Annotated in this window: 18 protein-coding genes and 6 pseudogenes; 21 read left to right on the forward strand and 3 right to left on the reverse strand. The window is 45.4% G+C overall.

The window, feature by feature from the left end; translation table 11 throughout:
- Positions 1 to 35 precede the first annotated feature (35 nt).
- The 13 genes and pseudogenes from JCM11216_RS18755 (at position 36) to JCM11216_RS09795 (ending at position 10,504) form a co-directional block, all read left to right on the forward strand.
- Positions 36 to 317, forward strand: coding sequence for a hypothetical protein (locus JCM11216_RS18755; RefSeq protein WP_243675964.1), 282 nt, complete (start codon positions 36 to 38; stop codon positions 315 to 317).
- The gene (locus JCM11216_RS09750) at positions 314 to 1,315 is read left to right on the forward strand and encodes an iron ABC transporter permease (RefSeq protein WP_054854084.1); all 1,002 of its coding nucleotides are present in this window, start codon (positions 314 to 316) and stop codon (positions 1,313 to 1,315) included. Before JCM11216_RS18755 ends, JCM11216_RS09750 begins: the two co-directional genes overlap by 4 nt.
- The gene (locus JCM11216_RS09755) at positions 1,315 to 1,878 is read left to right on the forward strand and encodes an ABC transporter ATP-binding protein (RefSeq protein WP_054854085.1); all 564 of its coding nucleotides are present in this window, start codon (positions 1,315 to 1,317) and stop codon (positions 1,876 to 1,878) included. Before JCM11216_RS09750 ends, JCM11216_RS09755 begins: the two co-directional genes overlap by 1 nt.
- Positions 1,875 to 2,078: a hypothetical protein gene (locus JCM11216_RS09760; RefSeq protein WP_054854086.1), complete on the forward strand. Its 204-nt coding sequence runs from the start codon at positions 1,875 to 1,877 to the stop codon at positions 2,076 to 2,078. The genes JCM11216_RS09755 and JCM11216_RS09760 overlap by 4 nt, the downstream gene beginning before the upstream one ends.
- Positions 2,079 to 2,158: 80 nt before the next feature.
- Positions 2,159 to 4,022 (forward strand): annotated as a pseudogene (locus tag JCM11216_RS09765) (aldehyde ferredoxin oxidoreductase family protein).
- A 49-nt stretch (positions 4,023 to 4,071) separates the two neighbouring features.
- Complete coding sequence (locus JCM11216_RS09770; protein WP_054854087.1) at positions 4,072 to 4,686, forward strand: hypothetical protein; 615 nt, start codon at positions 4,072 to 4,074, stop codon at positions 4,684 to 4,686.
- A 39-nt stretch (positions 4,687 to 4,725) separates the two neighbouring features.
- A complete protein-coding gene (locus JCM11216_RS18760) occupies positions 4,726 to 5,049 on the forward strand; it encodes a hypothetical protein (protein ID WP_243675965.1) in 324 nt (107 codons plus the stop codon).
- Positions 4,941 to 6,403, forward strand: a pseudogene (locus tag JCM11216_RS09775) (methylmalonyl-CoA mutase family protein). The gene JCM11216_RS18760 and the pseudogene JCM11216_RS09775 overlap by 109 nt, the downstream one beginning before the upstream one ends.
- A gap of 42 nt (positions 6,404 to 6,445) precedes the next feature.
- Positions 6,446 to 6,841 carry a cobalamin B12-binding domain-containing protein gene (locus JCM11216_RS09780; protein ID WP_054854088.1) on the forward strand — a complete coding sequence of 132 codons (396 nt, stop codon included), beginning with the start codon at positions 6,446 to 6,448 and terminating at the stop codon, positions 6,839 to 6,841.
- Positions 6,838 to 7,858 (forward strand): annotated as a pseudogene (gene meaB / locus JCM11216_RS09785) (methylmalonyl Co-A mutase-associated GTPase MeaB). Before JCM11216_RS09780 ends, meaB begins: the two are co-directional and overlap by 4 nt.
- Positions 7,839 to 8,117 (forward strand): VOC family protein, encoded by a 279-nt coding sequence (locus tag JCM11216_RS18765; RefSeq protein ID WP_243675966.1) that lies wholly within the window; start codon positions 7,839 to 7,841, stop codon positions 8,115 to 8,117. The pseudogene meaB and the gene JCM11216_RS18765 overlap by 20 nt, the downstream one beginning before the upstream one ends.
- A 61-nt stretch (positions 8,118 to 8,178) precedes the next feature.
- Positions 8,179 to 9,978, forward strand: a complete 1,800-nt coding sequence (locus JCM11216_RS09790) for a DUF2070 family protein (protein WP_054854089.1) — start codon at positions 8,179 to 8,181, stop codon at positions 9,976 to 9,978.
- Between the two features lie 58 nt (positions 9,979 to 10,036).
- Entirely contained in the window at positions 10,037 to 10,504 is a 468-nt protein-coding gene (locus JCM11216_RS09795; protein WP_054854090.1) for a DUF2153 family protein, read from the forward strand.
- A gap of 435 nt (positions 10,505 to 10,939) precedes the next feature.
- Here JCM11216_RS09795 and JCM11216_RS09805 read toward each other — a convergent pair whose 3' ends face one another.
- On the reverse strand, positions 10,940 to 11,791 hold the full coding sequence (locus tag JCM11216_RS09805; RefSeq protein WP_054854091.1) for a class I SAM-dependent methyltransferase family protein: 852 nt from the start codon (positions 11,789 to 11,791) through the stop codon (positions 10,940 to 10,942).
- A 102-nt stretch (positions 11,792 to 11,893) separates the two neighbouring features.
- Between JCM11216_RS09805 and JCM11216_RS09810 the strand changes: the two are divergent.
- From JCM11216_RS09810 to JCM11216_RS09825, 4 genes and pseudogenes are all read left to right on the forward strand, one after another.
- Positions 11,894 to 13,344: pseudogene (locus JCM11216_RS09810) on the forward strand (V-type ATP synthase subunit B).
- A 99-nt stretch (positions 13,345 to 13,443) separates the two neighbouring features.
- Complete coding sequence (locus JCM11216_RS09815; protein ID WP_048056874.1) at positions 13,444 to 13,656, forward strand: ribbon-helix-helix domain-containing protein; 213 nt, start codon at positions 13,444 to 13,446, stop codon at positions 13,654 to 13,656.
- 147 nt (positions 13,657 to 13,803) lie between these two features.
- Positions 13,804 to 14,385 carry a UbiX family flavin prenyltransferase gene (locus tag JCM11216_RS09820; protein ID WP_054854092.1) on the forward strand — a complete coding sequence of 194 codons (582 nt, stop codon included), beginning with the start codon at positions 13,804 to 13,806 and terminating at the stop codon, positions 14,383 to 14,385.
- A gap of 45 nt (positions 14,386 to 14,430) precedes the next feature.
- Positions 14,431 to 15,427, forward strand: a pseudogene (locus JCM11216_RS09825) (TIGR00269 family protein); the annotation flags it as partial.
- On the opposite strand, the gene JCM11216_RS18770 reads toward JCM11216_RS09825, so the two are convergent.
- Positions 15,426 to 16,079, reverse strand: coding sequence for an ACT domain-containing protein (locus JCM11216_RS18770; RefSeq protein ID WP_243675968.1), 654 nt, complete (start codon positions 16,077 to 16,079; stop codon positions 15,426 to 15,428). The pseudogene JCM11216_RS09825 and the gene JCM11216_RS18770 overlap by 2 nt on opposite strands.
- Before the next feature lie 173 nt (positions 16,080 to 16,252).
- On the opposite strand from JCM11216_RS18770, the pseudogene JCM11216_RS09835 reads away from it, so the two are divergent.
- Positions 16,253 to 17,931: pseudogene (locus JCM11216_RS09835) on the forward strand (class I tRNA ligase family protein); the annotation flags it as partial.
- 180 nt (positions 17,932 to 18,111) lie between these two features.
- Positions 18,112 to 18,702 (forward strand): class I tRNA ligase family protein, encoded by a 591-nt coding sequence (locus JCM11216_RS18775; protein ID WP_243675969.1) that lies wholly within the window; start codon positions 18,112 to 18,114, stop codon positions 18,700 to 18,702.
- Here JCM11216_RS18775 and JCM11216_RS09840 read toward each other — a convergent pair.
- Positions 18,695 to 19,828, reverse strand: coding sequence for an MFS transporter (locus tag JCM11216_RS09840; protein WP_054854094.1), 1,134 nt, complete (start codon positions 19,826 to 19,828; stop codon positions 18,695 to 18,697). The genes JCM11216_RS18775 and JCM11216_RS09840 overlap by 8 nt on opposite strands.
- A gap of 56 nt (positions 19,829 to 19,884) precedes the next feature.
- Here JCM11216_RS09840 and JCM11216_RS09845 point away from each other — a divergent pair, with 56 nt between their 5' ends.
- Complete coding sequence (locus tag JCM11216_RS09845) at positions 19,885 to 20,163, forward strand: elongation factor 1-beta (RefSeq protein WP_054854095.1); 279 nt, start codon at positions 19,885 to 19,887, stop codon at positions 20,161 to 20,163.
- A gap of 87 nt (positions 20,164 to 20,250) precedes the next feature.
- Positions 20,251 to 21,039: AAA family ATPase (locus JCM11216_RS09850; RefSeq protein ID WP_243675967.1), on the forward strand; the 789-nt coding region annotated here is incomplete at its 3' end.

The following is a 21,039-nucleotide window of genomic DNA, read 5'->3' on the forward strand; positions in this document are numbered from 1 at the left end:
CGGTTAACCCTGACTATATAATCGCCGATGACTTCATGGGCAACTACACGGCAACCCTCCAGGCAATACTCTCAATACCCGGAATAAACAGTACGAATGCCGTTAGGGAGGGCCACATATACGTGCTTGGTAATTTCGCGGAGAGCCTCATCGAGGAGCCTGGGCCACTCTCTGTTTATGGAGCTCTATTGCTCGCCATGATACTTCACCCAGTCGCATTCGGCCTTAATTCAACGGCCATACCACACTATATAAGTGCCCAGTGGGTTAATCAATACGTTAAGCCCAACCTAAACATTGCATTGAGCAATGGGTGATTGCGACGGTAAAGGACTTCATCATTAAATTCCTTTGGATCTTTATTCCATTATTACTAATAGGCATTGTCCTGAACCTCATTATTGGTGAAGTTACGATTCCACTAAAGGCATTATTTGATCCAACAAATACCTACAGAGTTATAATAATGGATATTAGGCTACCAGAGGTACTTGCATGTTTGGTAGTTGGTAGTAACTTGGCGGTTGCTGGCGCCGTCATGCAGGCCGTGTTTAGAAACCCACTTGCAGAACCCTACGTGACTGGTACGGCATCTGGGGGGGCGTTATTTGGGGGGGCGTTGCTGGGCTTATTAACATATGCACTATTCAAGGTCCCCCTCATCTCACCAATTATACTCATGCCAATACTATCATTCCTAGGCGCCCTACTCGCCACAGCGATTGTGGTGATTTTCGGCAGAGGGTATTGGCTATCCCTCATCCTGGCAGGTATTGCCGTTTCAATACTATTCTCGTCAATCGTAATGATACTAGACACGTACTTACTAACCATAATCCCAACATTACCAGCAATTGTTTACTTATTGTTCGGCACCGTGAGTGGTGTTAATTGGGGTGAGGACATCGTTATGCTTAGCGTGAGTTTGCCGATCCTGGTGTACATAGTCATGAGTAGTCATGAGATTAATTTACTAATGATGAGTGATGAGGTGGCTCAGGCCGGTGGTGTAAGTCCTAGGGCATTCCGAAACCTACTAATTGCCTTAGTTGGGTTAGTGACTGCGGTATCGGTATCTTTCACGGGCATCATAGGCTTCGTGGGTCTCATGACTCCTCACATAACTCGATTACTAATATCGAGTTCCGATAATTCAAGGGTTATACCATTATCGGTCATTTCAGGTTCCACAATAATGCTCTATGCAAATGTTGCCAGCAAGGTGTTGGTTCCCGGGGTTGTTATGCCTATAACGGCAATAACGAGCCTCTTTGGTGTCCCAGTATTACTAATATTGCTCAGGGGGTGGTCGTAATGGGTGATTACGTGGTTAGATTCGTGAATGCCAGGATCGGCTATGAGGAGCCGATCATTAGGGATATCGCGCTTAATATACCAACGTCAAGCCTAACAACGATACTCGGGCCCAATGGTTCTGGAAAAACCACGTTACTTAGGGCCATAATAAAGTATGCAAGGCTCTTTGGCGGTTATATCTACATTGATGGTAAGAACATTAGTGAGGTACCGATTAGGGACTTGCCGAGGTACGTATCGTACTCGCCAGCCGAGATTTACTCGCAAATGGCGTTAACGGCCCTTGACGTGGTTATGAGTTCACGAAATGGCGGTGGTTGGGTAAGTAGGGATGAGGCAATTGCCGTGCTTAAGTACCTGGGTATAGATGATATTGCGAATAGAAGGTTTGATGAATTGAGTACCGGCCAGAAGAGGCTTGTTTTGATAGCGAGGGCGTTGGCTTCGAAGGCCTCATTACTGTTGATGGATGAACCAACGTCAAACCTAGACCTCGGTAATAAGTATAGGGTTATCCATACGTTGAGGAGGATCGTTAGTGATAGGGGGGGGTTACGGTGATAGCCGCCGGTCATGACATTGACCTGGCGTTAGCCAGTGATTGGGTTGTGGCGTTGAAGGATGGTGAGGTTATGGCGATGGGCGTTCCAGAGGATATAATTAATGGTAAGGTTTTAAGTGAGTTGTATGGTGTTGATGTGGAGGTTTTTGATGTGGATGGGCGTAGGCTTATTTATGTTCGTGATGAGTTCGTAAAATAACCTTCTCATTAGTTATATTTACTTTATTTTTGGATACTGAGAAAAATTTATTTAATGCATTGACCTAGGTAATCGCCGTTATGTTTGGATGGGGGGGTGGGCATGTATTAAGGATTGATCTATCCAAGAGGAAATTCGTTGTTCAATCGCTCGATCCATTACTCGCCCAGAATTACATTGGTGGTAGGGGGTTTCGCGATAAAGACTTTGTGGGACGAGTTACCACCTGGCGCTGACCCATTAGGTCCATTAAATAAGTTAATATTAGCCGTTGGTCCATTAACGGCATTACCAATACCCAACAGCGGCAAGTTGCTCGTGGCTGCCAAGAGCCCATTAACTGGCGGTTATGGTGATGGAAACGTTGGTTCATGGTTAGCCATTCACATGAGGAAGGCGGGCCTTGACATGATAATAATCGAGGGTAAGGCAGAGAGGCCCACGTACCTATACATCGAGAATAAGGGCGATGAGTTTAGAGTCGATTTTAGTAGTGCGGAGGATTTATGGGGGGGTCTTGACTCCTTCACCACAGAGGATAGGTTGAAGAAGATCCATGGTAGTGACGTTGGCATGGTACTAATAGGGCCTGCCGGTGAGAGGCTCGTGAGATTTGCAACCATTGTTGCGCAGAAGGGTCGTAGTGGCGGTAGGCCCGGTATTGGCGCCGTCATGGGTAGTAAGAACCTGAAGGCCGTGGTTATGAGGGGGGGCCATGGCGATGTTAAGGTTGCAGATCCAGCACTTAGGAAGATAGGTATTGATGCCATAGTGGCTACGAAATCCAAGCCTAATTACCCATTCTGGATGAGGCAAGGCACCACATCAACTGTGGAGTGGGCTCAGGAGGCTAGTGTGTTGCCTACGTATAATTATACCGAGGGTCAATTCGACGAGTACGAGAAAATAGGCGGCTTTGCGGTTGAGAGGAGTAAGGTTATGACGAGGTCTTGCCCGCAGTGCGTCATGGCATGTGGTCATGTGGTTAAGGACACTGAGGGCGAACTTGCGGAGCTTGATTATGAGAATATTGCAATGCTTGGTAGTAACCTCGGTATTGGTGACTTAACGAAGGTGGCCTACCTCAATAGGATTGCGGACATGATGGGCATGGACACGATAAGCTAGGTTCCACACTGGGCTTTGCAATGGAGGCCTCGGAAAAGGGCCTCCTTAAGGATAAGATTGAGTGGGGTGATTATAAGAGGGCTGCTGAGGTGGCCATGGACATAGCGCTGCAAAGGACGGAATTAGGCAAGTTACTTGGTAAGGGCGTTAGGGCTGCATCGATGGAGTTGGGCCCGGGGCCACGGAATTCGCAATGCATGTTAAGGGTCTCGAGATAAGCGCCTATGATTGCCACGCAGCGCCTGGAATGGCGCTCGCGTTCTCCACGAGCCCCCCCATTGGCGCTCATCATAAGGATGCCTGGTTAATATCCTGGGAGGTTCAGAGGGGGGGTAGGTTTGACTATACCAGGGAGAAGGTTGAGAAGCTTGTGGAGATGCAGAACATTAGGGGGGGCGGCCTATTCGAGACCATAGTGACGTGTAGGTTCCCATGGGTTGAGGTTGGGCTTGAGCTTGACTGGTACTTCCGCCTATTCAAGGCTGCCACGGGCATGGACATGAACATGGAGGTACTAAATACAATAAATAATAGGATTTATACGCTGATTAGGGTGTTCTGGATTAGGGAGTATGGTCATTGGGATAGGACTTACGACACACCGCCTGCCAAGTGGTTCAAGAGACCGTTAAGTAAGGGGGGGCCACTTAAGGGTGCTAAGCTTGATTATGATGGCTACCAGAAAATGCTTAGTTGGTATTACGAATTGAGGGGGGTTGGGATGAGAGGGGGGGCATACCGAGGAAGGATACCCTGAAGCGTTTAGGGCTTGATTTCGTTATTCCACAGCTCGAGTCTAGGGTTAATCTTAATTGAATTTAATAACGAATTAAGTTTATATAATGATTATACGTGACTTGTAATAATGAGTAATGAGTGCCGCTTACCTTTGTTTGCGGATTGTAAAGAGGTTGATGATAGCATCAAGTGCCCTGGCGATAGTGGCTATAGCGTAATACCATTGTTCGGCAGGAGGGTTAGGGTTCGTAAGGATTCAGCGCCAATAAGGCTTATGGGTTGTTTAGATGAATTATCGAACATAGCAAACAATGTTAGGCTCAACTTCGGTGGTAATGCGGTTGGTAAAATAGCATCGATAGTCATGGCATTATCCATGCAGTTAAATGCTTACCTGGTCCAGGGCACCGATGACAGGTTAACCAGGATTAGGAATGTGGAGGGCCTACTAATGTCCAAAATTGCCGAGCTATGTCGCGGATTTAAGGGGGGGCCGCTTGGCTGGATAATAGCGACGACGCCCGATGTGCAGGCGCTAGATACCATAAGGGTTAAGTTAAGGGAGTGCGGTAGGATAGCGTCATCCATGCTCAATGATTATCAATTAACAATTAATGTAATTAGTATTATGAATCATGCCGATAAGTTGGTCGCCCAGGCCATGTACTGCGTGGGTAGTGGTCGTGTATTTAGGACTGTTGATGATGCCGTGAATTATTTGTTAAGTGATGTCACGGAATAAAGACAGATTTATTAGCTAATAATTATTTGTAAATTATTAATGGAGAGTACGGATAGGATTAAGGAAAAGTATGATGAGTGGGTTAGAGAATTCCTACTGCCAACCCTTAAGAAATTACCTGAATGGAGGAAATTCATATCATCATTTGGAATTGAGATAAAACCACTATACACACCACTAGATATTAAGGGCGATTACCTGGACAGGTTGGGATTCCCAGGTGAGTACCCATTCACCAGGGTATATACCCAAGCATGTATAGGTCAAGGCTATGGACGTTTAGGGAGTACTCAGGCTTCGGGTCGCCTGAGGATACAAATAGGAGGTATAAGTTCCTCATATCGCAGGGACAGACCGGCTTGAGTGTCGCATTTGACTTACCGACGCAGTTAGGCCTTGACCCTGACCATGAACTCGCGTATCCTGAGGTCGGTAAAGTCGGTGTTTCAGTTCCTGAAGTTATTTCCATGTCTATACTCTTTGATGGTATTGACATTGGTAAAATAACCACGTCGTTTACCATAAATGCCACGGCAGCGGAGATACTGTCCATGTACATAACAGTCGCCGAGAGTAGGGGGGGTATTGATAAGGCGGTGCTTGATGGGACGATACAGAATGACATACTCAAGGAGTTCATAGCCAGGAACCTATACATATACCCGCCACTGCACTCGATGAGGTATACGACGGACATAATAGCCTACACATCAAAAAACATGCCAAAGTGGCACCCAATAAGTATCAGTGGTTATCACTTTAGGGAGGCGGGGGCCACGGCAGTCCAGGAGCTAGCCTTCACCCTAGCCGATGCCATTGAGTACACTAATTGGGTTATAAATAGGTGGAAGATGAATGTCGATGATTTTGCACCGGGGTTATCCTTCTTCTTCGCAGCAACGACAAACCTCTTTGAGGAGGTTGCGAAGTTCAGGGCAGCCCGTAGGTTATATGCGAGGATTATGAGGGAGAGGTTTGGCGCCAGAAAGTCTGAGTCGATGAGGTTGAAATTCCATGTACAGACGTCGGGGGGGCTACGTTAACGGCCCAGCAGCCCGAGGTCAACATTATTAGGACAACGATACAGGCACTGGCCGCGGTGCTTGGCGGTGCCCAATCGCTCCATGTTAATGCGTATGACGAGGCGTTAGCGTTACCTACCGAGAAGTCCGTGAAGCTGGCATTAAGGGTTCAGCAGGTGATAGCGTATGAGAGTGGAGTCGTTGATTCAATAGATCCGCTGGGTGGTTCGTACTACATTGAGTGGCTTACGGATACAATAGAGGAGGAGGTCATGAAAATAATTGATTATATTGATAGGCTTGGTGGTATGACGAAGGCCGTGGAGATTGGTTATCCACAAAGGGCTATTGCCGAGTCCGCGTATCAATACCAGAGGATGGTTGAGGAGGGCAAGATAGCCGTGATTGGCGTGAATATGTTTAGGGAAGAGGAGGAACTCCACATAGAGCTTCATAAGGTCGACCCAGTGTCTAGGGAGAGGAGCATTAGGCGCGTTAGGGAGGTTAGGGAGAACCGTGATAGGGAGGCCTGGGAGAGGGCACTCAATGAGTTGAGGAGGGCGGCTGATAGGGAGGATGAGAATGTGTTCCCATACATACTAAATGCAGTTAGGGCTAAGGCAACCGTTGGTGAGATATCAAGTGTACTACGTGATATATGGGGGGGTGAGTATAAACCACCATCAATTTACTAAGGAAAAGATTTTTAGGGTATGAAACATGGTTAGTGATGAAGTATGCCTAAGCCTAAGGTAATCATTGCCAAACTTGGTCTTGATGGGCATGACAGAGGTGCCAAGGTCATTGCCAGGGCATTGGCCGAGGCCGGCTTTGAGGTTGTTTACACGGGTATTAGGCAGACGCCTAGCCAGGTTGTTGAGACCGCGATTCAGGAGGATGCGAAGTTAATAGGCATCAGCATATTGTCTGGCTCTCACATGGAGCTTGTGGGTGAGTTAATGAGGATTATGAAGGAGAGAGGTGTGAATATACCTGTACTTGTTGGTGGGATAATACCTCCTGAGGATAGGGATGCATTATTAAAGATGGGTGTCGCTGGTGTTTATGGACCTGGCACGCCGCTTAAGGAAATTATCGATATAGTAAAGAAGCTCGTGGGTGTTGTACAATGAGTATTAATGAATTACTTGAAAGGGCGCGTAGTTGGGATAAAGCAGCCATTGCTAAATTAATAACTCTGGCTGAGGAGGGTATTGAGATTCCATTAAATATACAACGTAAGAGCCACGTAATAGGCATAACCGGTCCTCCAGGTTCGGGTAAAAGTACTTTAATATATACGATGGCAAGGAAAATACCACAGGACAGGAGGATTGCAATACTTACCATTGATCCATCCAGCCCATTCACTGGAGGTTCCTTCATGGGCAATAGAATTAGAATGCAGGAACTCACCTCAAGACCCAACATATACATTAGGAGTATGGCGACCAGGGGTATTCGTGGTGGGCTTAATTACGCGACAATAGCTGCGGTGAACATACTTGAGTACGCCGGCGCGGATTACATATTCATTGAGACTGTCGGTGCTGGGCAGTCGGACACGGACGTTAAGTATGTGGCCGACACAATACTCGTACTGGTACCACCACTCTCCGGTGATGAGATCCAAGCCCTCAAGAGTGGTCTTATGGAGATTGGGGGATATATACGTCGTCTCAAAGTCTGATAACCAAGCATCTGAGTCGACATATAGGGATTTACTGGCCATGGTCGACATGATGAGGGAGGTCAAGGGTGACTCTTGGAAACCTGCCGTGATTAAGGTGTCTGGCTTATATGGTTATGGAGTCGATGAGTTACTTAGGTTAATTGATGATAGGTTTAGGGAATTGAGCAATAATAGTAAGTTGGGTGAATCCCTAATAAGCAGGAGATTGCTTGAGATGAGGCTTTATGCCTATGACCTACTTGAGAAGAGACTTGATGAAAGTAAGGACCTAGAGGGCGATGTAATTAATGGCAGGTTATCACCGCAGGAGGCTGCGAGGAAACTGCTCGGTATGGAGAAGCCGAGGCTTGATCATGTGGCCATTGCGGTTAAAGACCTCAACAGTGCTGTTGAGAAGTTCAGGAAATTAGGACTTAGGGTCAGTGATCCAATAATTGTTGAGGAGCAGGGGGGTTAAAGTCGTGATGGTGTGGCTTGGTAATACTAGGATTGAATTACTTGAACCACTTAATCCAAGTTCCACAGTGGCTAAGTTCCTGGAGGGTAGGGGGGGTGAGGGTATTCATCACATAGCCCTTGAGGTTGATGACTTGGATGGGTTCATTAAGAGGGTGCAGGAGGTGGGTCTCACACTTACTGGTAAGCCAAGTAAAGGCGCTGAGGGTATTGTCACGTTCATACACCCAAAGAGCTTAATGGTGTCCTCCTCGAGTTAGTTCAGCGTATTGCACATAATGAGTGATCTTTAAATAATCTAGAGGTGCAGGTTCAGCTTGCGTGAAGAAGGGTAGGTCATTTGAGCATGGTTATACAATAGTATTTAGAGGAGGGGGGGATTCATTAAAGTACTCATTAATGATATTAATCATTATAGTTCCTTACCTAATGAGCCTATATGTACATGAGTCATTAATTATGTACTTTAAATCATTGGTTATTTATGGCATTATGTTCTTATCGGTGTTCATAACCCTTAGGGTAATGGTATTCACTCAATCATATAGGGGCTTTGGTACGACATTATCGCTATTTAGTACGGCGCTCGCAGCCGTAATAGACCTACTGATTACCTTAGCCACGCATAAATTCGTTGTTGGGTTTGGTGCATTATCCTTTGTCTTGCCACTAAGTGCCATGATAATGGTTCTGAGGGGGGGTCTTGAACATAATGGGGGGGGTTCGATGAAGAGATACATCGCATATCCGCTCTATACCTTACCGGGCATATTAATTATTCAATTGATATCGTATTTTTTAATTACTACAATAGATCCCATAAAATACGTTATTTTAGACTCGGCGTTTTACGTGTTCTCCTTCCTATTCATTTACTACGTGATCTTTAAGTTTGAGGCATCTTACGGTGGTATTGATATATTTAAGTTATTTAGTTCATATTTATACACGGCCCTCTTTGAGTATTCCGAGCCGTTTGAGAGAGAGCTAAGTAAAAGATCCATTGTTAGGGACGTTAAAGTACACCTGTTTATACTTAATAATGATAATAACGCTTATGTGGTCACCATACCTGAACTTCATGCTGGGCCAATAGCTAAGGTTGGTGGTGGTTACCTAATTAGTGATCTCGTTAGTGAGGTAAGTCGTTATGTGAACCCCCCCGTGGTTTATATGCACGGTGTTGGTAGTCATGAGTTGGACCCGGCAACTAGAATTGATGTGCGTAAGATAGTTAGGGTGGTGGCTACCAAGGTTAAAGAGTCACTAAATGAGCGTAGCACAGGCAATGTATGCGTTGGGAAGATGCCTGTTCAAATAGAAAGTCGTAATTTCAGGGTAACCCACGTACCTTTATGTGGGAAGTCCCTCGTGATCATTAGTCGGCTCGTTAAGTCCAGCGATGATATCCCTCTCAGTGTTTATGAGGAATTGAGAAAGAGAGTAAGGCTTGATTGGGATAATGTAATATTGATTGATGCCCAGAATTATTACTCAGATGATAATACGTGGGATGAAAATGACATTAATGAATTAGCCCAATTACTGAGTAGGATTGGGGGGGAGTTAGAGGATCAAAGGCTTGAAATAAAGTCATGTGTGAATCATGTGCCTAAATATGCCTTTGGACCTATACAATTTGAAATTGGTGATAATGGTCTAATAACGTGGGGCCTAGAGATAAATGGTAAGAGAGTCCTGCTGGTCATATTTGATGGTAATAACTTGAGGAGGGAGTTGGCCGACGCAATAATTAATGAGTTCAGAAGTGGCTTCGACATCGTCGAGGTCTTAACCACAGATAATCACCAATACACGGGTATTGCCAGGTTCACGAGAAGTAGAGGCTATAAGGTTGTTGGTGATTCAATAAGTCATGAGTTAATAATAAGGAATGTAAGGAAGAGCGTAAAGCGCTGTATTGATGATCTAAGGAAAACTAGTGTGAGGTACTACCCGGTGCTTGTTGAGGGCGTTAGGTTAATTGGTGATTCTTTTAGTAGTATGGTAAGGGCTGCGGAGAGAGGTGTCATGGATTGGAAGAAGCACTTCACGGTATTGATAATACTGCCGATACTGACGATGATAATACTGGGGGGGATAATACTCGGTATTCTTTAACACTTAATAAATACAAAAGGTTTAATAGAGAGGTCTACGTGATTAATCAGGAAGGGATATGGGTTCCGAGGATCTGAAAAGGCAGGCAATTAGAGCCCATATAGCTGGGTTAATAACTAGGCTGGAGAATTGGGTTAAGGACCAGAGGAAGTTCATGGATGAGCTTCAGAAGTACGGCGACTATATAGTTAGCCAGGATAGATTATCACTATTACTATCAGCGCAGGCAATGCTATACTACATAGAGAGGACGCTCAAGGACTTTGAGTCCTGGTTGAACAACCCAATGATAACATCGATAATGCCCATAGACATGCTGAAGGAGTTGGAGGAGAGACTTAGGGATATAGCAATTGAGTTTGTTAGGCTTGATATAGATCACACGAGTAGGTACGTGGACATACTAAAGAAGATGGAGAATGAGAATGAGATACCGGACATACTGAGACTCTATATTGAGCAGAGAGGTATTGCTCAACAGAGGGGTCAGCAGGGAGAGCAGGGTGAGGTACCAAGATTCATGTGATTTAAAATTAATATTGATTTAATTATTTCCCGACAATCTCATTTAAATAGTCCCTAATTATTTGAATGGCGTCCTTACCAAACATCTTAATTATTAAGCCAATATGCTCCCTAATGAGTTCGTTCTTAACCTCGTAGGGTATTGAAAGTTCATATACGAATTGCCTAACATTATTTACAACCTTTTCACGCTTATTAATAAATCCCCCTGGTGTATAACCTACTTAATACCGTGAGCACCGTGGTGTAGGCGGTCTTCCTACCCCTCTTCGTCAACTCCTCCAGATTGTCATTGCCGTAGCCTCCTTAAGCTCATTAAGTATGCCAATAACCTCAGCCTCAAGTGGTCCAATCATCAATAGGAGCCTCCTTCTGCGTTCGTTTTGTTCCATCATATAGATTTACACGCGTAGTTTTATAAACCTAACACACAGGTCTAAAACTTACCAACTCTAATATCTAGCCTAACCTTATACACATATGGAGCATAATCCCTAACAATCCTCCTATTAATGACTTGACAATCATAACCCAAATCACCACAGTAATTCCTAACCAAGCCCTCGGCTTCACCGTAAGGATTCTCCTCAGTGCCTAAATGATAGAAATGAATAATACCACCATCCTTAATACACATCAATGATTGCATTAAAAACCTATGAGCACCCAGGGGTAAAGTTAGAATAATTCTATCGACACCACAGAATAATCTCATTAACCTTGAGGCATCGCCGAGTAGCGGTAGTACCTTGCCCTCGAGTCTATTCAATTTAATATTATCAAGCATGTAGTAATATGCGTATTCATTAAGTTCGATGGCGATTATCAACTTGACCGAGGACTGCCTCTTCAATATGGTAATGGCGTATGGGCCGACACCAGCAAAGGGGGGGTATAGAATAACCTCGCCAGGCATTACCTGCCTGGCAATGTCCTCTCTATCGCCCTGATCCCTAGGTGAAAAGTAGGCCTTGGTGGGGGGGTCCACCTTAATTAAGTAATTATCCTCCTTATGAATAACCTCAGTAGGCCCAGGGACTAAGACCTCGTACCTATATAGCCTAAATTCGCCTTCCCTCGCGCCGATTCTTCTGACTACGGCCTTGACGTGCTTGTTCAATTTAACTATTGCTTCTCCAATCACAAATTTATAGTCCTCAAGCTCAGGTGGTATCTCAATAATTGCAACTGCGCCTGACCTAGAGCCAATTATATCGAAGCTCCTTGGCACCTTATCCCAAAGCTCCCTTGGAATTAGTGGCTTAACAGCCTCTTTAAGCGTGGGCACTGACGCTCCTCATAATTGTGCGGAAACCCCCCCTAAATTAATTTATCCTGTGGTCTTCGTGTGGAATAAAAATTAATAAGTGCTGTAAAACTCTGTAAATCGATGAGTAAGGTCATAGAGTCTGTACCAGGCATTGTGTCTTACAGCACGGTTAGGGAGGTTAAGGGGGGGCCATTGATAGTTATCGAGAAGACCAAGGGCGTTGCATATAACGAGATAGGCGAGGTCATAGGCCCTGATGGAGAGCCTAGGATGGTTCAAGTCGTTGAAGTTGGTAGTGATTATGCAGTGGCTCAGGTACTTACGGGTACACTCGGTTTACCTGCCAGGGGGGGTAGTACTGTGAAGTTTTATGGAAGAACTCTCAGGATGCCTGTCACTGAGGACTTATTAGGTAGGGTTCTTGATGGTAAGGGGGGGCAACCAAGGGATGGATTACCACTGCCTCCAGCCGAGGAGTACCTAGACATAAATGGTGAACCGCTAAATCCATATGCGAGGGAGTATCCGGAGGAACCAATAGAGACTGGTGTAAGTGTTATTGATGGTTTAAACACAATGGTTAGGGGGGGTCAGAAGCTACCTATATTCAGTGGCACGGGGGGGCTTCCGCACAACATGTTAGCTGCCCAGGTAGCTAGGCAGGCAACGGTTAGGGGGGGTCATGAGGAGGAGTTCGCAATAATCTTCGCCGCAATGGGCCTTAAGTCTGAGGAGGCTTTATTCTTCTTGAATGAGTTCAGGAGGACTGGCGCGTTGAGGAGGCTTGTCATGGTTTTGAACCTAGCGAGTGATCCAATTGCCGAGAGAATACTAACACCGAGAACCGCATTAACAATTGCTGAGTACCTGGCGTGGTATAGGGATTATCACGTGCTAGTAATATTGACAGATATGACGAATTATGCGGAGGCACTTAGGAATTATCATCATCGAAGGGTGAACTACCTGGCAGACGTGGTTATCCAGGCTATATGTACACGGACTTCGCGACTATCTACGAGAGGACTGGCAGGGCTAAGGGTAAGAAGGGCAGTATTACGCAGTTCCCAATATTGACGATGCCTCACGACGATATAACGCACCCAATACCTGACCTGACGGGTTACATAACCGAGGGACAACTAGTGCTCAGTAGGACTCTGTGGGGGGGTAAGGGTATTTACCCACCGTTTGACGTGATAATGAGCCTATCGAGGCTCATGAAGGACGCGGTTGGCGAGGGTAAGACGAGGGATGACCATAAGTACGTGGCCAATCAATTAATTGCCGCCTACTCAAGGTCATTGGATGTTAGGAACCTAGCGTTACTCGTTGGTGAGACTAACCTGAGTTGGCGTGAGAGGAGGTATCTCAGGTTTGCTGAGCAGTTTGAGCGTAGGTTCATTAATCAGGGCTATTACGAGAGGAGAACCTTTGAGCAGACGCTCGATATTGCTTGGGATGTTATTAGTATATTACCTGAGGATGAATTAACGAACGTACCACCCGACATATCTAAGAGGTATTATAGGCGTTCGATATTTGAGTCCATAAAGGACGTGGGTGCATAAAATTAGCACTTTGTAAATATTGTTAATGCATTCGATCGAAAATACTTACAGAGTTCACGGTAGAGAATCTTAATAAATCCTGTAATTATCTAATCTATCATGCCAAAGACCAAGGCGAAGGAAAAAATGGTGCTGATAAGCGTGCACATACCCAAGCAAATGCTTGAGGAGTTGGATGAGTTTGTAAAGCAGGGCGTATTCCCGAGTAGGAGTGAGGCTATTAGAATTGCAATAAGGGACTTGCTATATAGGGAGAATTCGAGAAGTAAGACGCAGAATGTGGAGGATCTAATATTATTACCCGGTAGATAATGGTTCGTATGATAGGGTTAATAAAGAATAATAAAACATAATTGTTGGATATTTCTTTTAAAATATTTTTATATAGGTATATATAATATATGTAATTGGCAAAACCAGGCATTAATGTTATATTATTAGTACCCCTTCATTAGTGCTGTGAGGAGAATAGTGGTTGGTATAACGGGGGGGGCAAGTGGTGTTATTTATGGCGTGAGATTCCTTGAGATGATTAGGAGGTATGCAAAGGACTCGGAGGTTTACCTGGTCATGAGTAATACCGCAGTTGAAATATTGAGACATGAGGTTGGTCTCGATAAGGAGTCAATATTGAAACTTGCAAACAGGGTTTACAATGAGGATGAACTAGGCGCACCAATAGCCAGCGGGTCATTTAAGCATGATGGTATGGTAATCATTCCCTGCTCAATGAAGACCCTGGCATCCATAGCCCATGGAATAACGGATAACCTAATTACTAGGGCGGCCGATGTGGCGCTGAAGGAACGGAGGAAGTTAATCTTGGTAATTAGAGAGACGCCGCTCAACCTAATACATATTAAGAACATGGAATTAGTTACGTTAGCAGGCGCCATTGTAATGCCTGCAGCCCCCCCCGCGTTCTATAATAGGCCGAGGACTATTGATGATATGGTGAATTTCATAGTTGGTAGGGTCCTTGACCTGCTGGGTATTGAAAATGACCTTTACAGGAGATGGAGTGGTTATTCTGAGGAGTAGCATAGTAATTTAAGAATGGGTTTGTTAAAACGTGTCAATAGGATTATGGATATTCCAATGTGCACGAGGTGCGGCAGGAGACCAGCAAACTACTATAGAGTATCCAGTGGTGAGAGACTTTGTCTCAACTGCCTGTTTAAGTCTATTGAGGATACGGTGCTTTGGACCATTAGGAAGTATCGATTAATAAGTAATGGTGATAAGGTTGGTATAGCAATTAGTGGTGGTAAGGACAGCCTAACCCTAATGTACCTACTGGGTAAGTTTAGGAGGCAGGGCAAGATACCTAGGGATGTCGAGTTGGTGGCGTTTAGCATTAATGAGGGTCATCCCTATAGCTGCTTCTATAGGATGGCTAGGGTTGATTATGTGCAGAAATTGAGTGAGGAATTCAACATACCCTATAGGGTATACACCTTCAAGGAGATATTCGGTGTAACCGCCAGTGACGTGGCGCATGGGCTATGGTCCAGGGGGGGCATTAATGTGCATATGTGCACCATAGACGGCGTGCTAAGGCGTAGGGCAATGAACATAATCGGCCGCCAACTAGGCCTAACGAAGATAGCCACTGGGCATAACCTGGATGATGAGGCTCAGACGGTGTTGCTTAACGTGCTTAGTAATGACTTGGATAGGTTCGCGTGGTTCGGTCCAAGGCCCGAGGTGGATAGGGAGGGCTTCATACCAAGGATTAAGCCCCCTTCGTTTCGTTAGGGAGGAGGAGATCGCCATATATGCCCACTACCACGGTATACCACTGATGGAGCTTGAGTGCCCCTTCGTATATAGTAATCCCAGGTATGAGCTTAAGTTCACGCTCGCCCGCTGGGAAAGGGATAATCCGAATATTAAGTATTCCCTGGTATCCTTCGGCGATTCACTGGCAAACTTAATGGGCGAGAGGGCTGTGAATGTACCATTGAAGAGGTGCAAGTATTGCGGTGAACCAACGTCTAGTGATGTGTGTAGGGTTTGTGAATTGATGAACAGGGCAGGCTTATTGGAGAGGTATTTGGCTCATTTAAGGGCCTTGAAACTTATGGATACGCAATCCCCCCCTCGTAGTTCTTACTTACTGCTTCAACATTACTCTTTAGGATCTGTGACAGGAATCCCGTGTAGTACTCAATCATTAATTCCTCCATTACGTGCTTATCATTTAATTCAGAGCAGGACTTAATGGTGATAGTGCCATTCCTCTCAATAAGCACAACCTTGCCTAATCCCCCCCTGAATTGCCCCCCCATCTTAATGAGTTCACCTAGATTGCTATTACGTAGTAGTGAGGCATCATAGATCCCCCCCAAGTCCCTAATTATCCTCCTAAACTCCGGATTTGTTAATAGGTCCTTAACCTTCTCAAGCTCCACCACCAGTACTTGCCTATCCCTGAAGGTGGGCATTATCATTGACGGCACCATAAAGGCCTCCCTCTCAACAATCCTATACCTAACCCACTCAACGAAGGAGAATTTCTTCAACTCCTTCTCTAAATCATTTAATGATGTATCCATGTTTGTGAGGTCAACCACGAAGTGCAGTAGTAATTGCGTCCTATTGACTGATATGTTGAGTATGTTTATCCCGTGATCAGCAAAGACATTGGATAGAGCAGCGAGTATCCCCGGCCTGTCCGCGGTGAACTTAATCAGGAATTCGCCAAGTACCTTGTCCTTACCCTCAAATGACATCGCAAAGTCCCTGTACAATACCTCCACAAGCAACCCTCAAGAAGTCATGGTTTAAAAACTTATTTGCTGGTAACTTACGGAGGTATTTAACGAGCATTCATATATTATTACGCAACATAGATGAGTTATCTTTTAAAGGTACTCTTATGCTGTGTATTGGGACCTTTATTGGTATGGAGTTCAAACCAAGACTTCAGGAGAAGAGATGGGACCCATCAAAGGAATTAGAATTACTCAAGAAGTGGGAGGAGGAGGGCTTATTCGAGGTTAAGATTGATGAGAAGAGGCCGACGTTAGTAATAGACACGCCACCGCCATACCCATCAGGGAGACCCCCCCACATCGGCGGCATAGCGCATTACGCGCAAATCGACATGATTGCCAGGTTCTTTAGGATGAGGGGGTTATAACGTAATATTCCCATTCTATGCTGACAGGAATGGACTGCCTGTCGAGGTTCAGGTCGAGAAGACCTATGGCATAAACATGTATGAGGTGCCCAGGGAAAGGTTCCTCGAGTTATGTAGGAAGTTCCTTGATGAGTATGAAGGCGAGTTCGTGAGTATTTTCAGGCGTTGGGGGGGTGGTTCCTTCAGTTACTGGAGGAACGGCACAGACAGTGAGGAGTACAGGAGGGTTACACAGGAGACCTTCATTAATCTGTGGAATAAGGGCTTGATTTACGAGACAAGTAGACCAACCTGTGGTGCCCAAGGTGTAGAACCGCGTTGGCCGAGGCCGAGGTTGAGTATAGGGAGGAGGACTCATACCTGAACTACATCAAGTTTAAGGTTAAGGAGACTGGTGAGGACATAATCATAGCGACCACAAGGCCTGAGTTATTACCGGCACGGTGGCCGTGGCCTTCAACCCAAGCGATAATAGGTACAGGAGGTTGGAGGGCTTGCACGCCATTGTTCCTCCGTTAAATCAGGAAGTCCCTATTGTGTCACATCCATCGGTTAAGCCAGACTTTGGTACTGGTCTCGAGATGATAAGTACCTTTGGCGATACCAGGGATTTAATGGTTGTTAATGAGTTGAAACTACCCATGAAGATCGTGGTTAATCCAGACGGCACATTAAATGAGTTGGCCGGTAAGTATAAGGGACTGAATGTTAGAGAGGCCAGGGAGGTGATAATTAAGGACCTTCAGGAGGCCGGCCTACTTGTTAAGAGGGAGGCTCTTAGGCATACGGTACCAATTTGCTGGAGGTGTAAGACGCCGATAGAGATAATAGTGACTAAGGAGTACTTCCTAAAGCAGCTTCAGTTTAAGGATGAATTAGTAAGGCTTGTACAGAAGGAGATGATTATTAAACCACCTGAATACGCACAAACACTGATTGACTGGATTAAATCCCTCGAGTTTGACTGGCCAATATCGAGGCGTAGGTACTACGGCACTGAAATACCGATTTGGTACTGCATTGATGAGGAGGGTAATGCAAGGCCCATCGTTCCAAAGCCAGGCAGGTACTATAGGCCATGGAGGGATGAGCCGCCGCCAGAGGTTAAGGAACAGTGCCCAAGTGGTAAGTTAGTGGGTGAGGATAGGGTGTTGGATACCTGGTTTGACTCATCAATATCCTGGATATACGCCACAGGTTACACAAAGCCCAATATAAGGGCTTTCGAGAAGGTTTACCCACACAGCATACTTAGGCCCCCCCAGGGCTATGACATAATCAGGACTTGGCTATACTACTCAGTGGTTAGGGCATACCTACTCTACGGCAAGCCACCCTTCAAGTACGTTAGGATAAGCGGTATGGGACTTGACGAGAAGGGCGAGGCCATGCACAAATCCAAGGGCAATATAATAGATCCAATACCGCCAGTGGAGAAGTACGGCGCAGATGCAGCGAGGTTCTGGGCCGCGGCGTCGGCAAAGCTCGGCAGTGACTATAGGTATAGTGAACAATTAATAAGGACTGGTCATGACTTCGCGATTAAGTTGTGGAACATCGCCAGGTTTATATCCTCATTCCCAGAGGTTAATGATGACTATGAATTAACATCCCTTGACCTAATGATACTGGCTAAGTTGAATGAGGTAATTAGGGCTTCCTTGAATGCGTATAATGACTTTGACGTCTACGTGCCAGCAAACATACTTTATGACTTTACGTGGCACGTCTTTGCCGATCACTACCTAGAGGCTGTTAAATCGAGGGCTTACAATAGGGATGGCCTATTCACGGAGAGGCAACAGAGGGGGGGTGCCTGGTTCACGTTGTATAGGGTCTTAAGGACAGTGCTTAAGCTTCTGGCGCCCATAATGCCCTTTGTGACTGATCAAGTATGGAGGAGCCTATACGGCGAGTCAATACATAGGCAGTTGATTGAGGATCCAGACCCAAGATTCGATAATAAGGAGTACCTTAACATGCTTGAGCCATTCATGGAGTTTAACAGGACGATATGGACGTATAAGAATAGGGCTGGTTTAAGCCTTAATGAGCCTATTGATGGGGGGGTCATATACGCGCCAGAGGTCCTTAAGCCCCCCCTGGAGCCTGAGCTGAAGGCCATGCATAAGATTAGGGAGATTAAGTTCGGGAAGCCTGCTGGGAGTTACGAAGTACTGGATGAGTCATTGCCAGTATACCTTATTAAGTAATTTTTCGATAAAATAATAGCGCCGCCCCCCCGATAATTACTAATACCATTGATGTAACACCTATAATTAGTAGTGTTTCCGGGAAGTTGTAATATTGAAGTAGAAAGCCAATTACGTATGGTGATACTGAACCACCTAATTGGCTCATGAAATTAAGAAATCCACTGGCTGCCCCCCCAATATTTGGTGCGAGTCTTGAAATGGCTATTGAGGGCGCTGCGTAAAAGCCGTAGAAGAAGCCCAGAAGTAGCATTAAGAAGGCCAGTAGGTATATAATTGATAGCCTAGGTATAACCGAGACTATTATTGCCAACATTAGTGAGGATAAGATACTCGGCAATGCGTACCCCCCCACCTTATCACCCAGGTACCCACCAATCACTGCACCAACAGACCCCCCCATTATGGACGCCAGGAAGGCATAAAAGCCACTAAGTGATGGTGAAACCTTAAGTACGTGAACAACGTAGTAAGTTGACCAACTAAGAAAACCAAGGTATGAGAAGCCCGAGGACAACCTAATGAAGCCCATACCCAATATCCTAAGGTCGCCAGGGCCTATGTAAATGGTACTACTAACCCTACAACTCTCTGGAATCTTAGTCACAAGTATTGCTGATAAAATGACTATGATCGAGAACGTGATGAACGGTACAAATTTATTTATCGAGAATAATAGTGGCGACACCATTATCGAGATTGATGATGCCAGGAAGAACATGCTCTGGTAAATACCTGCGCCAAGGCCCCCCCTGCTATAGTTTGTTAGGACCATGCTTATTAAGGCCACGTAGGTCACTGCGAGTAATGAGCCCATAATAAACTGAATAATTAATAATAGGTAGTATTGGTTAATGATGATTGGGTAAAGGGCATTAATTATTGAAATTAGTATTAGTACGTAAATAACGATGTTATATCCACACCTATCAACTATTAATCCACCTATGACCTGGAATATCGTATAGCCGATCCAGAGGGCCGAAATTATTAAGCCTCCCATCATGGTACTAATGCCATTTAGCCCGATTAGGTATGGCAGTAGTGATGGTATGGAGAACCTCACGAGTACAACGGAGAAAAAGGCTAGTGATGCTATCAGTACTATCGTCAGTCCCCTCTCCATTCATATTACCGTCCATAGAAGGGTTAATAAATGCTTAATTTTACCACGTCAATACTATGGCGGAGGTATACCTCGTTTACAGGGTTACACCGAGTAAATCGGATGTTAATTATGAGGAGTTAAAGAATGAGATAAAGAAGGCCCTTGAGCCTAAGTATAAGGTTGATAAGGTTGAGGAGGATGACATAGGCTTCGGCATAAAGGCGCTCAGGGTCTACATAAGGATGCCCGAGGAATCCGAGGAGCACTCCAGCGATGAGGTTGAGAATATACTAAGTGGCATTGAGGGTATTGGCAGTATTGAGCTTGAGTACTTCACAAGGCTTGGTTTCTAGTCTCCTTCAATCTAAAGTAACAAACCAAGTGAAAACTAATAGCGCAATAAGTTTTTTAATTCCACGGAGTAATAAGGGTGTGGGAATATGATGGAGGGTAGTCATGCTGATGAATGGATTGAATTGATAGTGAAGGAGGCGAAGCAGAGAGATGCCCAGAGACCGATTGTTAGGGTTGATCCTGAGGTCATGAGGAACTACGGTATTGAGCCCGGCATGATACTACTCATTGAGGGTAAGAGGAAGACTGCGGCCAAGGTTTGGTACGGACTTCCCGAGGATGAGGGTAAGGGCATCATTAGGATGAATGCCATCATTAGGAAGAACGCTAATGTGGAGATTGACCAGAAGGTCAGGGTTAAGAAGGTTGAGGCAAAGAGAGCGAGCACCGTTAAGTTAGCGCCTGTTAACATGACGATTAGTGTTGACCAGAACTTTGTCCAATACACAAAGCAGAAGCTCAGGGATTACGTGCTAATGGAGGGCGACCTAGTGCAGATACAAGTGCTTGGACAACCACTGACATTCCAGGTGGTGCAGGCTAAACCAAACGACACGCCGGTAATAATCGACGAGGACACTAACTTGATGATTTATGAGAAGCCCGTAGAGAACGTGAACATACCGAGGGTTACTTGGGAGGACATTGGTGATCTGAAGGAGGCTAAGGAAAAGATTAGGGAACTCGTTGAACTACCACTTAGGCATCCAGAGATCTTTGAGTACCTTGGTATTGAGCCTCCTAAAGGCGTCCTCTTAATCGGTCCTCCTGGAACTGGTAAGACCCTGCTCGCTAAGGCAGTTGCCACAGAGACTAATGCCTACTTCATAGCCATTAACGGGCCTGAGATTGTCTCAAAGTACTACGGGGAATCC

Source organism: Vulcanisaeta distributa JCM 11216 (genome assembly GCF_001315985.1).
GTDB lineage: Archaea > Thermoproteota > Thermoprotei > Thermoproteales > Thermocladiaceae > Vulcanisaeta > Vulcanisaeta distributa_E.

What these genes read in the sequence shown, in the direction of transcription:
- JCM11216_RS18755 (WP_243675964.1), top strand. Translation starts at nt 36, where the DNA reads ATGGGCAACTACACGGCAACCCTCCAGGCAATACTCTCAATACCCGGA.
- JCM11216_RS09755 (WP_054854085.1), top strand. Translation starts at nt 1,315, where the DNA reads ATGGGTGATTACGTGGTTAGATTCGTGAATGCCAGGATCGGCTATGAG.
- JCM11216_RS09770 (WP_054854087.1), top strand. Translation starts at nt 4,072, where the DNA reads ATGAGTAATGAGTGCCGCTTACCTTTGTTTGCGGATTGTAAAGAGGTT.
- JCM11216_RS18760 (WP_243675965.1), top strand. Translation starts at nt 4,726, where the DNA reads ATGGAGAGTACGGATAGGATTAAGGAAAAGTATGATGAGTGGGTTAGA.
- JCM11216_RS09780 (WP_054854088.1), top strand. Translation starts at nt 6,446, where the DNA reads ATGCCTAAGCCTAAGGTAATCATTGCCAAACTTGGTCTTGATGGGCAT.
- JCM11216_RS09795 (WP_054854090.1), top strand. Translation starts at nt 10,037, where the DNA reads ATGGGTTCCGAGGATCTGAAAAGGCAGGCAATTAGAGCCCATATAGCT.
- JCM11216_RS09815 (WP_048056874.1), top strand. Translation starts at nt 13,444, where the DNA reads ATGCCAAAGACCAAGGCGAAGGAAAAAATGGTGCTGATAAGCGTGCAC.
- JCM11216_RS18770 (WP_243675968.1), bottom strand. Translation starts at nt 16,079, where the DNA reads ATGTCATTTGAGGGTAAGGACAAGGTACTTGGCGAATTCCTGATTAAG.
- JCM11216_RS18775 (WP_243675969.1), top strand. Translation starts at nt 18,112, where the DNA reads ATGATACTGGCTAAGTTGAATGAGGTAATTAGGGCTTCCTTGAATGCG.
- JCM11216_RS09840 (WP_054854094.1), bottom strand. Translation starts at nt 19,828, where the DNA reads ATGGAGAGGGGACTGACGATAGTACTGATAGCATCACTAGCCTTTTTC.
- JCM11216_RS09845 (WP_054854095.1), top strand. Translation starts at nt 19,885, where the DNA reads ATGGCGGAGGTATACCTCGTTTACAGGGTTACACCGAGTAAATCGGAT.